We start from the raw sequence: 13436 nt of genomic DNA, 5'->3' as shown, positions 1-13436 counted from the left end.
GTGGGCCCTTGACGGGCTTGAGCGAGGAGACACCGATGAAGATGTGGGCAGTCACTTTCGTGGATGATCATGGTGTGCAAAGCGTCGAGCACTTCGATTACGAGCATCAGCCGAGCATGGAACAGGCTGCGCAATGGGTTCGCGCCCGCTTGTTGCCGGTTCCGGCCGAACTGGACCTCAATGATCTCGACGGGCGCATGGACGAGCCGACAGTCAAGAGCCTCAAGGAGCAGAACAGCATCCAGATCCTGCGCATCGCGCCGGTTTCGTAAAGTCGGTTTTTCTACTTCAGACCCTCTGGCAGAGCGGCTGGCATCACGCTACTCTGCAATCGAGATCAGCGAGAGATTCGCTAAGGTGGTCTGATCTTGTCAGCTACATGCTTGTTTCCCGGCGACGGGCCCCCGTCGCGCTGTCGGCATCGTGGGTGCCCGGCTCGGGATCGCGGAAAGTCTATCCAACGCTTGCTGAGGAGGACGTTTCATGAGCACAGCCTATCAAGAAGACATCAGCAGCCAGGTGCTGCGCCGCATGAAAGAAGGCGGTTTCGATTTCGCACGTATCCATCCCATCGAGTTCTATGCGGTTTTCCCGGACGAGGAGCGGGCGCGCAGGGCGGCAGGTCAGTTTCGGGGTGAATCCCTGAACGCTCAGGTCAGTCCCAGGGACGACGGTGCCTGGTATCTGGAACTGAGCAAGGTGATGTACGCCACCTATGGCGGCATCGATGATTTCGAGCACGACTTCGGCGCGGTGGTCGAACCGCTCGGTGGCGTGATCGAAGGCTGGGGCGTCAAGCATCCGGTTCGTGCGCTCAACTGAACGCACCGGACATTTCCCTGTGGCAACGGCTGACCTGTGGGTCGGCCGTTTTTGTTTTTGACTTGGCCGGCGCGCAAAAAAAGGCCACCGCGGAGGGTGGCCGAATGGGAAGCTCGTGGCGTGGGCGAATGGTCGGTCCACGCGCGGACGCCTATGGGCGCCTGGCAAAGGGGGACGTCGCGCAGGACGATGTTGTCGCCCTGGCTGACTGGGTGATGGGATTATCCGCCAGCTCTTTCAGGAGTGGAAATCGACTCTGGCTATGTAGGTGATAGTCAAAAGCCTGCTTGCTGCACGGGCACCTTGCGCTTTGCCATGTGCTTGAGATAACCCACCAGCAGATCCAGCTCGCCATCCGGCAGCACCGCCGGAGTGAATGCCGGCATCTTCGCCTGTGGCCAGTGGCGCAGGCTCTGCGGGTCGCGGATGTAACGCTTGAGATAGCCTTCGGCGAAATACTCGGTCGGGCTGTACGGTATGTTCAGGTCCGGCCCCACCTGCGCATCGCCAGCGCCATTGAGCCGGTGGCAGGCCAGGCAGTTTTTCTGGAACAGCACGAAGCCCTGGTTCACCGGATCATTGGCCTTGAGCTTCGGATCCGGCAGCAATGCCGGAAAACGTTCCGCCACCGAGGCAAGGCGCTTGATGCTGGCCACCTGGAAAGGCCATTGCTCGGGGCCGATGTTCCCGGCTTCCGGATGCGTCCATACCAGGTAGAACGGCCCGGCGCCCGGCTTGCCCTCGGCCAGTGGCGGCCATGGCTTGGCCGGGTCCTCCACGGCCAGCCAGGCCTGGGCGCCGCTCTTGCCGAGCAGCGGTGCGGCACTCATTTCGGCGGCGAAGCCGTCCAGTGCCACGGCCTGCAGGTGATCGTCAGGTTTGATGCCGTCCAGCAGGACGGCTACCGGCACCGCACGATAGGTCATCTGGCGCTTGTAGGAGACGTCGTTGTCAATGGTGATGGTCTGTGCCTTGGGGTGGGCGAGCAGCGCTTGCGTTTCCCAGGTCCGGGGACTGGAGCCGAGGTCGAGGGTGAGTTGGGCGGCATGCAGTTGGCCGCAGAGCAGGGCGGTGGTCAGCAGGATCAGGCGTTTCATTCGTGGGTTTTATTCGATCGGGGCGGTGGTGGGGTTGGATTGGTCGGCGATGTCGTCGTCATTGTCGAAGACCCAGGTCGGGGTGTCTTCGACATGATCGAACAGCGCATCGCGCAGTTCGCTGTAGTTGCCGCCATTGACGATGCCGAAGTAGCCACGCCGGATCAGCGTGTCCTCGGCTTCCAGGGCGTGCTGGTTGGTGTCGCTGTAGATCACCACGGTGGCGTTCGGGTCGAGGACCACCAGGCGCAACTGATAGGCCAGGCCTTCGGCGCTGATGCCGGTGCCGTCTTCGAGGGTCAGGTCCACCTGCAGCGAGTTGTGGATGTTGCCGGCGGCGAAATCACTGTTGTTGCGCAGATCAAGGATGAGCGCACCGTCGCGGATTTCGTCGACCGCACGGTTTACATCGATGATACCCGCCTGGGCGGGGAGGCTGCCGAGTAGTGCCGCTGCTGTCAGGGTAGCGGCGATCCAATGGCGCATGAGCCTGTCTCCATCAAGTCATGGCTCAAGATTGGCACACAAACCCGAACCCCGATAGTTGACCGGGGTGAGAATTCGGTCTTGTGAAAAAGCACCACAGCCTCTAACCGGCCACCTTGGTGAGGTTCGGCAGGATGAGCAGCAAGGTGGTGGCGAATAGGATCAAACCGGCCTGGCGGACTTTCGAGTGCTTGAACATGGCTGACTGCCTTTTTTTGTTATTCCTGGGATACGACTCGACAACTCGATGTGGGTGCCCCGGCAAAACCCGGCGGCAACTCCACTGGGATAACCTTAGGGCCCGCGTCACACTTGACTTAGAACTGTTTGCTATTTATCTGTTTAAAAATACTTTTAAAAGGGCATGAGGCACATGGCCAGCTGGCTAGCGGGCCTTTTGCTAGACACCTGCAAGCACTCGAACGGCTAAGCGCTTAGCAGGCTACCGTTCGTCCGAGCGTGAGGGGTCAAGGCCGGTGAGCGCTTCGGTCATTGAATCCTGGTGGGCCGGGCCTAAGGTGGGGAACGCGGCTTTTTTCTTCACCCGAACGGTTCGAGGACGTCATGACAGAGGCTCTGATATTCGATGCGGTGCGTACGCCCCGGGGCAAGGGCAAGGCCGGCGGCGGCTTGTACAGCGTCAAGCCGGTCAACCTGCTGGCCGGATTGCTCACGGCATTGCAGCAGCGCAATGGGTTCGATACCCGCGAAGTGGACGACATCGTGATCGGCTGCGTGACGCCGGTAGGTGACCAGGGAGCCGACATCGCCAGGACGGCGGCCTTGGTGGCGGACTGGGATATCAGCGTCGCCGGGGTCCAGGTCAACCGTTTTTGCGCCTCGGGCCTGGAGGCGGTGAACCTGGGGGCGATGAAAATCCGTTCGGGGTTCGAGGATCTGGTGGTGGTCGGCGGCGTCGAGTCCATGTCACGGGTGCCGATGGGCAGCGATGGCGGGGCCTGGGTGCTCGACCCGCAAACCAATATGCACTGTCACTTCACGCCCCAGGGCATCGGCGCGGACCTGATCGCCACCCTGGAAGGCTTCAGTCGCCAGGATGTCGACGGTTTCGCCCTACAGTCCCAGCACAAGGCTGCGCGGGCGCGGGCGGCGGGGGCATTCGACAGGTCCCTGGTGCCGGTGCTGGACCAGAATGGCCTGGTCCTGCTCGACCATGACGAGTTCATCCGTGCCGATTCGACCCTGGAGGGCCTGGGGTAGCTCAAGCCGAGTTTCGAAACGATCGGGCAGATGGGCTTCGATGCCACGGCCTTGCGTGTGTACAGCCATGTCGAGCGGATCCGCCATGTGCATACTCCGGGCAACAGTTCCGGGATCGTCGACGGCGCCGCGCTGATGCTCATCGGTTCGCCCGACAAGGGCCGTGAGCTGGGCCTGCGGCCGCGGGCGCGGATCGTCGCGAGCGCGGTCACCGCCACCGACCCGACCATCATGCTCACCGGCCCCGCACCGGCCACCCGCAAGGCGTTGGCCAGGGCCGGCCTGCAGCTCGGCGACATCGACCTGTTCGAGGTCAACGAAGCCTTTGCCTCGGTGGTGCTCAAGTTCATCAGGGACATGGCGGTCGACCCGGAGAAGGTCAATGTCAATGGCGGCTCGATTGCCTTGGGCCATCCGCTGGGCGCCACCGGTTGCGCGATTCTCGGCACGTTGCTCGACGAGCTGGAGGCACGCCGGTTGCGCTACGGCCTGGCAACGCTTTGCGTCGGTGGCGGCATGGGGATCGCCACCATTATCGAACGCCTTTGAACCGATCGGGAAACCAGCCATGACTGATGCCATTCGCTACGAAAAGGGTGCCGACCGGATCGTCGTCCTGACCCTGGACATGCCCGGCCAGACGGCCAACACCCTGAATGCCGCCTACCGCGAGGCCATGGCCGGCTGTGTGGCGCGCCTGGCCGCCGAACGCGAGGAGTTGGCCGGGGTGATCATCACCTCGGCCAAGCCGACCTTCTTCGCCGGTGGTGATCTCAACGAACTGATCAGAGTCACGCCGGCGGATGCACGGGCCTTCCAGGATGGCGTACTCGAACTGAAGGCCCAGTTGCGGGCCCTGGAGACCCTGGAGCGGCCGGTGGTAGCGGCTATAAATGGGGCCGCGCTGGGCGGTGGCTGGGAAATCTGCCTGGCCTGCCAGCACCGGATCGCCCTGGACGACCAGACTGTGCAACTGGGCTTGCCGGAAGTGACCCTGGGCCTGCTGCCGGGCGGTGGCGGGGTGGTGCGCATGGTCCGGCTGCTGGGCCTGGAGAAAGCCCTGCCGTACCTGCTCGAAGGCAAGAAGATGTCGGCTCGGCAGGCGCTTCAGGCCGGCCTGGTCGGCGAGCTGGCGAGCGATGTCGACGACATGCTGAGCAAGGCCCGCGCCTGGATCCTCGAACACCCGGTGGCCCGCCAGCCCTGGGACCTGCCGGGCTATCGACTGCCGGGGGGAACCCCGTCCGATCCCAAGGTCGCGCAGATGCTCGCCATCGCTCCGTCGATGTTGCGCAGCAAGACCCATGGTTGTTTCCCGGCTCCGGAGAAAATCCTCTGTGCGGCGGTGGAAGGGGCCCAGGTCGATTTCGATACCGCGCACCTGATCGAGACCCGCTATTTCACCGAGCTCGCCACCGGCCAGGTGGCGAAGAACATGATCGGGACCTTCTGGTTCCAGTTGAACGAGATCAATGCCGGCGGTTCCCGGCCCAAGGGATTTGCCCCTAATGTCACCCGCAAGGTCGGCGTGCTCGGGGCGGGGATGATGGGGGCGGGTATTGCCCACGTCAGCGCCGTGGCCGGGATCGAGGTGGTGCTCAAGGACGTCAGTCTGGCCGTTGCCGAGCAGGGCAAGGCCCGCTCGGCGGCGTTGCTGGACAGGAAGGTCGCCCGTGGCCGCATGACCGGCGAACAACGCGAGGCGATCCTGGCGCGCATCCGGCCAACCGGGACGGATGCTGACCTGGCCGGCTGCGACCTGATCATCGAGGCGGTGTTCGAGGACCGTGAGCTCAAGGCCGGGGTGTCGGCCGCCGCACAGCGGGTGGTGGGCGACGAAGCGGTGATCGCGTCCAACACCTCGACCTTGCCCATCACCGGCCTCGCCACGGCAGTGCCGCGCCAGGACCGGTTCATCGGCCTGCATTTCTTCAGCCCGGTGGAAAGGATGCCGCTGGTGGAAATCATCCGCGGTGCACGCACCAGCGACGAAACCCTGGCCCGTGGCTTCGATTTCGTCCTGCAGATCCGCAAGACGCCGATCGTGGTCAATGACCGCCGCGGCTTTTTCACTTCGCGGGTGTTCGGCACCTTTGCCAACGAAGGCATTGCCATGCTCGGCGAAGGCATTCCAGCGGCGATGATCGAGACCGAGGCGCGCAAGGCCGGCATGCCGGTGGGGCCGTTGGCGGTTTCCGACGAGGTCTCGTTGAGCCTGATGAGCCACATCCGTCAGCAGACCGCCCGCGACCTGCTGGCCGAAGGCAAGGCGCCGCCCGCTCATCCGGCGTTTGCGGTGATCGATCTGCTGTTGGAGTACAAGCGCCCCGGCAAGGCCGGTGGCGGCGGGTTCTACGATTACCCGGCGGGAGGCCAGAAACAGTTGTGGCCGGAGCTGAAGCGGTATTTCGAGAACCCCGAGCGGCGGATTTCGTCCCAGGATGTGCGTGACCGCCTGCTCTTCGTGCAGGCCCTGGAAACCGTGCGCTGCCTGGAAGAGGGGGTGCTGCAGTCGACGGCCGATGCCAACGTCGGCTCGATCTTCGGTATCGGCTTTGCTGCCTGGAGCGGTGGTGCCCTGCAATTCATCAACCAGTACGGCCTGGCGGACTTCGTTGCCCGTGCCCGCTACCTGAGCGAACAATACGGCGAACGTTTCGCGCCACCGGCGCTGTTGCTGGACCGGGCCGCCAGGGGCGAGCGCTTCTGAACGGGCTGAACAACGCCTGGCGAGAGCGTGTTCCGTGCTTGCCTTGACTACGTGTTTCAGGGCAGGCTCAGACCTCACTCTTTGGTCTTTCGCGTCAGGTACTTTTATGTCGTTACACATCTGCATTCTGGAAACCGATGTCCTGCGTCCAGAGCTGGTCGAGCAGTATCAGGGTTATGGGAAGATGTTCGAACGCCTGTTTTCCCGCCAGCCGATCGCTGCCGAGTTCAGTATCTACAACGTGATGCAGGGCCATTATCCGAGTGACGACCTGACATTCGACGCCTACCTGGTAACGGGCAGCAAGGCCGACTCCTTCGGCAGCGACCCCTGGATCCAGACGCTCAAGACCTATCTGCTCAAGCGCTACGAGCGTGGCGACAAGCTGCTGGGCATCTGCTTCGGCCACCAGTTGCTGGCGTTGCTGCTGGGCGGCAGGACCGAACGTGCCCACCAGGGCTGGGGGGTTGGCATCCATCAATACAAGCTGGCGGCCAAGGCTCCCTGGATGAGCCCGGTGCGGGAGGAGTTGACGCTGCTGATCAGCCATCAGGACCAGGTCACCCAATTGCCGGAAAACGCCACGGTCATCGCCAGCAGCGATTTCTGCCCGTACGCGGCGTATCACATCAACGACCAGGTGCTGTGCTTCCAGGGACACCCGGAGTTCATCCATGACTACTCGCGGGCACTGCTGGACATCCGTCAGGAGAACCTCGGCGAAGCCATCTATTCCAGGGGCGTCGCCAGCCTGGACCAGGAGCACCATGGCACCACGGTGGCGGAATGGATGATGCGCTTCGTTGCCCACAAGCCCCAGGCCGGGTCCGCCTGATTGCCGTTCCCACGGTCAGTTGCAGGCCACGAGCGGGCTTGGCCGCGAAGCGTTTGACTTCACAACCAGCCTGAGCGCTTGAAACTGGCCCACAACGCCGAACAGCCCAGCGCAATCGCCCCCAGCACGGCGAAGTAGCCGTAGTGCCAGCTCAACTCCGGCATGTTCTGGAAGTTCATCCCGTAGATCCCCGCCACAGCGGTGGGAAACGCCAGGATCGCCGCCCAGGCGGCGAACTTGCGCTGCACGATGCTCTGCCGGGTCGACTCCAGCAGTGCGCCGATCTCGATGGTCTGGCTGGCGATATCGCGCAACGTTGCCAGGTCTTCCATCTGCCGGGTCACGTGGATCTGCACATCGCGAAAATACGGGCGCATGTTCTTGTCGATGAACGGGAACGCCAGGCGCGAGACCTCCTCGCTGATCTCCACCATCGGCGCCACATGGCGGCGTAGGCGCAGCACGTCGCGCCGCAGATGGTGGATGCGCTGGATGTCGCCTTCGTTCAGCGTGCTGCAGAGTATGTTCTTTTCCAGCTCGTCGATTTCGGCATGAATGGCTTCGCTGACCGGCTGGTAGCTCTCGGTGACGAAGTCCAGCAGGGCATAGAGCACGAAGTCCTCGCCGTGTTCCAGCAGCAACGGACGGGCTTCGCAGCGCTGCCGCACATGGGAGTAGGACTTCGAGTGGCCATTGCGGCAGGTGATGATGTAGCCCTTGCCGGCAAAGATGTGGGTCTCGATGAACTCCAGCCTGCCTTCATTGCGGATCGGTGAATAGGTGACGATGAACAGGGCGTCGCCGAAGGTTTCCAGCTTCGGCCGGCTGTGTTTCTCCAGGGCATCCTCGATGGCCAGTTCGTGCAGGTTGAACTGTTTCTGCAGGTTGGCCAGTTCCTGGGCATTGGGCTCTTCCAGGCCGATCCAGACGAAATGCCCCGGCTTTGCCGCCCAGGCGGCGCCTTCGTCAAGGGTGATGTTGGTGACTTTCTTGCCGGCGCTGTAGACCGCCGCCGCAACGACTCTACCCATAATGCTGATCGCTTCTTCTTGAAGGGGGAAAGACAGGTTGCAGCTTAGCCTGCCTGGGCTGTCTCCAGGAAATCGCGATGTCTTGCACTAGGCTTGTGGTCGATACGGTTCATCCGCGTGGCAGCCTGGGTGATCCGCGAAGACGTTGGGGGCACCACCGTCATTGCGGATAAACCGGGGCGCCGGCCCCAGGATACATCCCTGTACCGACCCCACTCAGGCAGGCTCGGACTGCACCTGCCGGTCCAGCGCCTCGATGCACTCGCGCATCTGCTCCCGGCATTGCGCCATCAGCCTTGGCACGTCTTCCGAGGTCAGTCCGGCAGTGGCAATCGCCGGTAGCGAGCGAATCACCACCTGGCCGCTGTTCCAGCGGTTCAGGCGCATGTGCCGGACGTAACTGCTGGCGCACACCGGCACGATCGGTACACCGGCGGCGATCGCCATCTGGAACGCGCCCTTCTTGAACGGCAGCAGTTCCTGGCCCCGGTTGCGGGTGCCCTCGGGAAATACCCAGATCGACGTGTCCCTGTGCTGCAGGGTATCGGTGGTGGTACGTATTGCCCGCCGCGCCTTGTAGGCGTTGCCGCGGTCGATCAGCACATTGCCCGCCAGCCAGAATATCTGGCCGAAGAACGGCAGCCACTTGAGGCTCTTCTTACCGATGGCGACCGTGCGCCGGGGCACCACATTGCCGAACACGAACAGATCGTGGTTGGACTGGTGGTTGGCGATGATCACGCAGCTTTGTGATTGGCCCCGCAGGGATTCGATGTCGGTCCTGAGTTTCAGGCCGAGGATGCCCATGGCCGGGCGGGCATAGAAGCGGGCACACAGCCGGCTGTTGTCCGGGTTGAAGGGGCGGCAGAGTACGAGCAGCAGGCCGAGCAGCCCGGCCAGCATGAAATGCAGCCCCATCAATGACATGCGCAATACGAACAGCATCTGGCGAGCTTCCCTGGCAAAAGGTCAGGCAGTGTACGGTTGTACACTGGATTCGGCAATCGACAGGCGGGCGCGGACGCTTTGGCGCGGCTTCCCCATCGGGCCGGAGGGGGCCGGAAAATCCTGGCGAGAGGGCCCGGATGGGCAAGGAAAAGCCCGGCACGAAGCCGGGCTGCATGGCGCAGTGTGTCGTCCGGATCAGTTCAGGTGTTCCTGGTCGAGGATGATCGCGTTGTCCAGGGTTTCCAGCAGTTCCTTGCGTACTTTCAGCTTGGTTTTCTTGTGCGCGCTCATGTTGATCTTCTGCAACTGCCGGGCGGCGCTCAGCGCGGCCTCCCGAAGGCCTTCCGGGGCGACCAGCTTGTCGAGGAAACCGGCGTCCACCGCATCTTTCGGCGAGAACATCTCGCCATTGATCACCGAACGGTGAAAGGCCGAGCGTCGCAGGCGGTCACGCGCCAGTTCGATACCGGCGTGGTGCATGGTCATGCCGATCTGCACTTCGTTCAGGCCGATGCTGAAGGGGCCGTCGACGCCGATGCGGTAGTCGGCCGACAGCAGCAGGAAGGCGCCCTTGGCAACCGCATGGCCGGGGCAGGCGACGATCACCGGGTACGGATGGGACAGCAGGCGGCGGGCGAGGGTGGAGCCGGCGGTCACCAGGCTGACGGCCTCCTTGGGGCCGGCGGTCATCACTTTCAGGTCGTAGCCGCCGGAGAGAATGCCGGGCTGGCCGGTGATGATCACCACGGCACGGTCGGCGGAGGCTTGATCCAGGGCCGTGTTGAAGGCGGCAATCACGTCCGGGGAAATGGCGTTGACCTTGCCATTGTTCAAGGTCAGTGTCGCGATACCGTCGTCGAGGTGGTAGTAGATCAGTTCACTCATGACGTAATTCCTTATAAAGAAGTGCAGCAGACGTTACTCAGCCGCACGAGACAGGTAAAGCGCCGTGACTGACTGGTGAGTCAGCCTTTACTGCCGAGAGGGGGGCTCAGGCGGGCACCAGGCCTCTGCTCCAGCCGGGTCGAAGGCGGCAAGCCGGGCCGGAGATTGGCGGGTTTGCCCTGATCGACGGGAGCGCCCATGACGAAAAATCGACTATCTGACTTAACCGCATGAAAATTCTGAAAAAAACCTTTGCCATCGGGAACGCTTTCGACTACATTAGCGCGCCTCGACAGACTGAATCGGTTTGACGAGATACGGTGAAGTGTCCGAGTGGCTTAAGGAGCACGCCTGGAAAGTGTGTATACAGGAAACTGTATCGAGAGTTCGAATCTCTCCTTCACCGCCACATTCGATGTAGCAGAACCCCTGGATTTCTGAGAAAGCCAGGGGTTTTGTGTTTTCGAGGCTGGAAAGTGGGGCGGGTGAATCCGTGGTTCACCTGATCACTGACAGTTCCCTCGGCTTTTCCCTATCTGCTCAGGTAAACCTTTCCAAGTCGTAATACCGACAAACAATTTGCTCGGGGCACGGCGGCTTTTGATCGGGGCGCCTGCCGCGAAATCGGCAGTGATGGCATCACACTGATCGTTGCGGCAGTCCGTGTTCTCTAGATGTGGTTCCTCCCAAGAAAATCCAGCAACGCCGCGTTCACCTCCTCGGGCTTTTCGTTCTGGATCCAGTGCCCGCAATCCTCCAGCACCTGTTGTTCCAAATGTGGCACCACGTTGGGCATGCGCTTGATCGTATGCGCTTCCAGCGCGCCCACCGGGTCGCGGTCGCCGATCAGGAACAGGGTCGGCTGCAGCACCTGGGCTCCTGCCAGGCATTCGGTGTCCTGCCAGTTGCGCTCGAAGTTGCGGTACCAGTTCAGGGCACCGCGGAAGCCTTTTCCGGCGAAGGCCTGGCGATAGGGTTCGAAGTCTTCCTCCGTGCACCAGCGCGGCAGCGCCGAGGGAATGCTCACGCCATCAAACAGCCTGGCGTCGGCCGGCTTGTTTTGCAGGAACACTTCGGGATCGCCCATGAAGGCCCGCAAGGTCCGGTCGATATCCTCGTCCAGTTCCTGTTCGGCCACCCCCGGCTGCTGAAAGTAGAGAATGTAGTTGAAGCGATCGGCGAAGAACTCGCGCATGCTCTCGATGGCCGGGCGCCTGGGACGGCCGGCGAAGGGCACCGACAACGTCACCAGTGCCCGTACCCGCTGTGGCTCAAGCAGCGCCAGGTGCCAGGCCACGGGTGCACCCCAGTCGTGGCCGATCATGGCAACCTGCTCGTGACCGAAGGCTTGCATGGCCGCCTGGATGTCCCCGCAAAGGGTCAATAATGCGTAGGACGCGCTGCCCTGTGGTGCGCTGCTGCGGCCATAGCCGCGCATTTCCGGGACGAAGACCCGATAACCGGCCTGGACCAGCGCCGGCACCTGCTTGCGCCAGGAATGCCAGCACTCCGGGAAACCGTGCAGCAGCCAGACCGGCCGCCCCCTCAGCGGACCCGACACATGCACGCTCAGGGTGATGCCATTGACGGACAAGCTCTGTTGTTCGAGTGCGTGCATCCCGTGGGTTCCCTGATCGGATGCAGCGACCCTAGCAGAAACGCAGGACGGCGCTAATCATCATTCACTGACCGAATGATGATTGAAATACGCCTTTATGCCTTTCAATGCAGTGCCATCAGCATCGACCGGGCGGCGTAGCCGGCGCCGAAGATCGCCACCAGCAGCAGCATCAGGCTGGAGGCGAATGTCACCTTGGCCTTGTGCCGGGCGGAGAACATCCGGTTGGCCAGGTAGATGTACAGACCCAGGATGGTGAAGTCGACCAGAGCCCAGAGCACGGTCAGCAGCAGCGCGCTGTGGCCGAACGAAGGCGTGATCTGGATGAACTGAGGGAAGAAGGACACGAAAAAGATGATGTCCTTGGGGTTGGAGATGCCCACCAGGAAACCTTTGACGAAACCACTTCGGGAACTGGGCAGCGGTTGTTGCACGGATTCGTCGACCGGCATGCGCAAGGCATCCTTGAGACCCTGAAGGCCCAGATGGCCGATGAACAGGCAGCCAATGAAGCTCACCAGGTTCAACAGGTGCTCGTTGAGCGACAGGCTGCCGGCCAGGATCATTACCGCCAGCAAGGCGAGCATCAGCGAGGCGCCATTGGTGCCGAGAACCGTGAGCATGGCGCGGCCGGTACCAGCCTTCAGGCTGGTGTTGATCGCCAGGGCGACCACCGGGCCTGGGGTGACGATCAGCAGGGCAACGCTGAGCACGTAGAGCATCAGTAGCGAGAAGTTCATGGCTGGGATGTCGCCTTGTACGGGAATTCGTGGACGCCAAGCCTGAGGCGACGCGGGCGGTTTGAAAAATGGATAAATCTGTGACCAACTATGATTATTAATCATGCTGGGTGTATTCATGGCCGAACGTATCCCCCCGCTCTATGCCCTGCGTGCCTTCGAAGTGGCGGCGCGCTCCTGCTCGTTCACGCGGGCGGCCGAGGAACTGTCGCTGACCCAGAGCGCCATCAGCCGGCATATCCGCAATCTGGAAGAGTTGTTCGGCTGTCATCTGTTCGAGAGGAAGGGGCCGAAACTGCAACTGACCGACGCCGGACAAGGCCTGGCCCAGGAGCTCAAGGCCGGCTTCAAGCTGATCGAGGATGCCTGTCTGCCGTTCAGGACCAATGCCGGTCACCTGCGTCTGAAGGCACCGTCAAGCCTGACCATGCGCTGGCTGTTGCAGGTGCTGGAGAAGCTCAAGGCGGTCGATCCCGAGCTCCCGGTGCAATTGTCCAGTGTGTGGATGGACATCGACAGCGTGGATTTCTACGCCGAGCCCTACGACTGCGCGATCCTGCTCGGCGATGGGCATTTCGGCGCGCACACCGAATGCTGCAAGCTGTTTGACGAGTGGCTGATCCCCATCTGCTCGAGCAAGGCGCTGGGTTCCGCGCAGTGGAGCCTGGAGACCCTGGAGCACCACGAACTGATCCACCCGTCGGCGGATCGCCGGGACTGGCGACGCTGGTTGCGTCGCCTCGACCTTGATGAGCGGGTCCGGCTCGACCGTGGCAAGGTGTTCGGTACCCTCGATCAGGGCATATCCGCGGCGATGCGCGGTCACGGTGTATCGGTCGCCGACCTCGGCCTGGTGCTGGAGGACGTGCGCGACGGGCTGCTGGCCTTGCCGTTCAAGACCGCCGTCGGTACCGGCGACAGCTACTACCTGGTCTGGCTCAAGGGCAGCCTGCGCAAGGAGCGTATCCTGGCCTTCCGCGATTTTCTCAATGGTGAGTTGCCGCAACTGGAACTGCCGCAGATCGAATTCCTCTGACGTGCGG

The 13436-nt window shown here is 62.5% G+C and carries 12 protein-coding genes, 1 tRNA gene and 1 pseudogene; 7 read left to right on the top strand and 7 right to left on the bottom strand.

Annotated features, from left to right (window positions below):
• Window positions 1–35: 35 nt before the first annotated feature.
• Both K675_RS0122455 and K675_RS0122450 read left to right on the top strand, forming a co-directional pair.
• Window positions 36–272 carry a hypothetical protein gene (locus K675_RS0122455; RefSeq protein ID WP_017905717.1) on the top strand — a complete coding sequence of 79 codons (237 nt, stop codon included), beginning with the start codon at window positions 36–38 and terminating at the stop codon, window positions 270–272.
• 211 nt (window positions 273–483) lie between these two features.
• On the top strand, window positions 484–822 hold the full coding sequence (locus K675_RS0122450; protein WP_017905716.1) for a ribonuclease E inhibitor RraB: 339 nt from the start codon (window positions 484–486) through the stop codon (window positions 820–822).
• Window positions 823–1097: 275 nt separating this feature from the next.
• Here the strand turns inward: K675_RS0122450 and K675_RS0122445 are convergent, their stop codons facing one another.
• Both K675_RS0122445 and K675_RS0122440 read right to left on the bottom strand, forming a co-directional pair.
• Window positions 1098–1919 carry a cytochrome c gene (locus K675_RS0122445; RefSeq protein ID WP_017905715.1) on the bottom strand — a complete coding sequence of 274 codons (822 nt, stop codon included), beginning with the start codon at window positions 1917–1919 and terminating at the stop codon, window positions 1098–1100.
• Between the two features lie 9 nt (window positions 1920–1928).
• A complete protein-coding gene (locus K675_RS0122440) occupies window positions 1929–2405 on the bottom strand; it encodes a rhodanese-like domain-containing protein (RefSeq protein ID WP_017905714.1) in 477 nt (158 codons plus the stop codon).
• A 564-nt stretch (window positions 2406–2969) separates the two neighbouring features.
• On the opposite strand from K675_RS0122440, the pseudogene K675_RS31280 reads away from it, so the two are divergent.
• From K675_RS31280 to K675_RS0122420, 3 genes and pseudogenes are all read left to right on the top strand, one after another.
• Window positions 2970–4175: pseudogene (locus K675_RS31280) on the top strand (acetyl-CoA C-acetyltransferase).
• A 19-nt stretch (window positions 4176–4194) separates the two neighbouring features.
• Window positions 4195–6336 carry a 3-hydroxyacyl-CoA dehydrogenase NAD-binding domain-containing protein gene (locus tag K675_RS0122425; protein WP_017905710.1) on the top strand — a complete coding sequence of 714 codons (2142 nt, stop codon included), beginning with the start codon at window positions 4195–4197 and terminating at the stop codon, window positions 6334–6336.
• Between the two features lie 106 nt (window positions 6337–6442).
• Window positions 6443–7171 carry an amidotransferase gene (locus K675_RS0122420; RefSeq protein WP_017905709.1) on the top strand — a complete coding sequence of 243 codons (729 nt, stop codon included), beginning with the start codon at window positions 6443–6445 and terminating at the stop codon, window positions 7169–7171.
• A gap of 59 nt (window positions 7172–7230) precedes the next feature.
• Here K675_RS0122420 and K675_RS0122415 read toward each other — a convergent pair whose 3' ends face one another.
• The 3 genes from K675_RS0122415 to K675_RS0122405 form a co-directional block, all read right to left on the bottom strand.
• A complete protein-coding gene (locus K675_RS0122415; RefSeq protein WP_017905708.1) occupies window positions 7231–8202 on the bottom strand; it encodes a magnesium and cobalt transport protein CorA in 972 nt (323 codons plus the stop codon).
• A gap of 216 nt (window positions 8203–8418) precedes the next feature.
• Window positions 8419–9147: a lysophospholipid acyltransferase family protein gene (locus K675_RS0122410; protein WP_017905707.1), complete on the bottom strand. Its 729-nt coding sequence runs from the start codon at window positions 9145–9147 to the stop codon at window positions 8419–8421.
• 198 nt (window positions 9148–9345) lie between these two features.
• Window positions 9346–10035, bottom strand: a complete 690-nt coding sequence (locus K675_RS0122405) for a crotonase/enoyl-CoA hydratase family protein (protein ID WP_017905706.1) — start codon at window positions 10033–10035, stop codon at window positions 9346–9348.
• A gap of 319 nt (window positions 10036–10354) precedes the next feature.
• On the opposite strand from K675_RS0122405, the gene K675_RS0122400 reads away from it, so the two are divergent.
• Window positions 10355–10444, top strand: a tRNA-Ser gene (locus K675_RS0122400).
• A 261-nt stretch (window positions 10445–10705) separates the two neighbouring features.
• Here K675_RS0122400 and K675_RS0122395 read toward each other — a convergent pair.
• Together K675_RS0122395 and K675_RS0122390 are read right to left on the bottom strand one after the other, a co-directional pair.
• Window positions 10706–11653, bottom strand: a complete 948-nt coding sequence (locus tag K675_RS0122395) for an alpha/beta fold hydrolase (protein ID WP_017905705.1) — start codon at window positions 11651–11653, stop codon at window positions 10706–10708.
• A 104-nt stretch (window positions 11654–11757) separates the two neighbouring features.
• The gene (locus tag K675_RS0122390) at window positions 11758–12393 is read right to left on the bottom strand and encodes a LysE family translocator (protein WP_017905704.1); all 636 of its coding nucleotides are present in this window, start codon (window positions 12391–12393) and stop codon (window positions 11758–11760) included.
• 118 nt (window positions 12394–12511) lie between these two features.
• Between K675_RS0122390 and K675_RS0122385 the strand changes: the two genes are divergently transcribed.
• Window positions 12512–13429, top strand: a complete 918-nt coding sequence (locus K675_RS0122385; RefSeq protein ID WP_026145443.1) for a LysR substrate-binding domain-containing protein — start codon at window positions 12512–12514, stop codon at window positions 13427–13429.
• Window positions 13430–13436: the final 7 nt, after the last annotated feature.

This window comes from Pseudomonas fuscovaginae SE-1, assembly GCF_000364705.1.
In the GTDB taxonomy this organism is placed as follows: Bacteria; Pseudomonadota; Gammaproteobacteria; order Pseudomonadales; family Pseudomonadaceae; genus Aquipseudomonas; species Aquipseudomonas fuscovaginae_A.
Note: the sequence above shows the minus strand (reverse complement) of the source record. Positions and strands in the feature narration are given on the sequence as shown.

Coding starts and splice junctions, on each gene's coding strand:
- K675_RS0122455 (WP_017905717.1), top strand. CDS start 36: ATGAAGATGTGGGCAGTCACTTTCGTGGATGATCATGGTGTGCAAAGC.
- K675_RS0122450 (WP_017905716.1), top strand. CDS start 484: ATGAGCACAGCCTATCAAGAAGACATCAGCAGCCAGGTGCTGCGCCGC.
- K675_RS0122445 (WP_017905715.1), bottom strand. CDS start 1,919: ATGAAACGCCTGATCCTGCTGACCACCGCCCTGCTCTGCGGCCAACTG.
- K675_RS0122440 (WP_017905714.1), bottom strand. CDS start 2,405: ATGCGCCATTGGATCGCCGCTACCCTGACAGCAGCGGCACTACTCGGC.
- K675_RS0122425 (WP_017905710.1), top strand. CDS start 4,195: ATGACTGATGCCATTCGCTACGAAAAGGGTGCCGACCGGATCGTCGTC.
- K675_RS0122420 (WP_017905709.1), top strand. CDS start 6,443: ATGTCGTTACACATCTGCATTCTGGAAACCGATGTCCTGCGTCCAGAG.
- K675_RS0122415 (WP_017905708.1), bottom strand. CDS start 8,202: ATGGGTAGAGTCGTTGCGGCGGCGGTCTACAGCGCCGGCAAGAAAGTC.
- K675_RS0122410 (WP_017905707.1), bottom strand. CDS start 9,147: ATGCTGTTCGTATTGCGCATGTCATTGATGGGGCTGCATTTCATGCTG.
- K675_RS0122405 (WP_017905706.1), bottom strand. CDS start 10,035: ATGAGTGAACTGATCTACTACCACCTCGACGACGGTATCGCGACACTG.
- K675_RS0122395 (WP_017905705.1), bottom strand. CDS start 11,653: ATGCACGCACTCGAACAACAGAGCTTGTCCGTCAATGGCATCACCCTG.
- K675_RS0122390 (WP_017905704.1), bottom strand. CDS start 12,393: ATGAACTTCTCGCTACTGATGCTCTACGTGCTCAGCGTTGCCCTGCTG.
- K675_RS0122385 (WP_026145443.1), top strand. CDS start 12,512: ATGGCCGAACGTATCCCCCCGCTCTATGCCCTGCGTGCCTTCGAAGTG.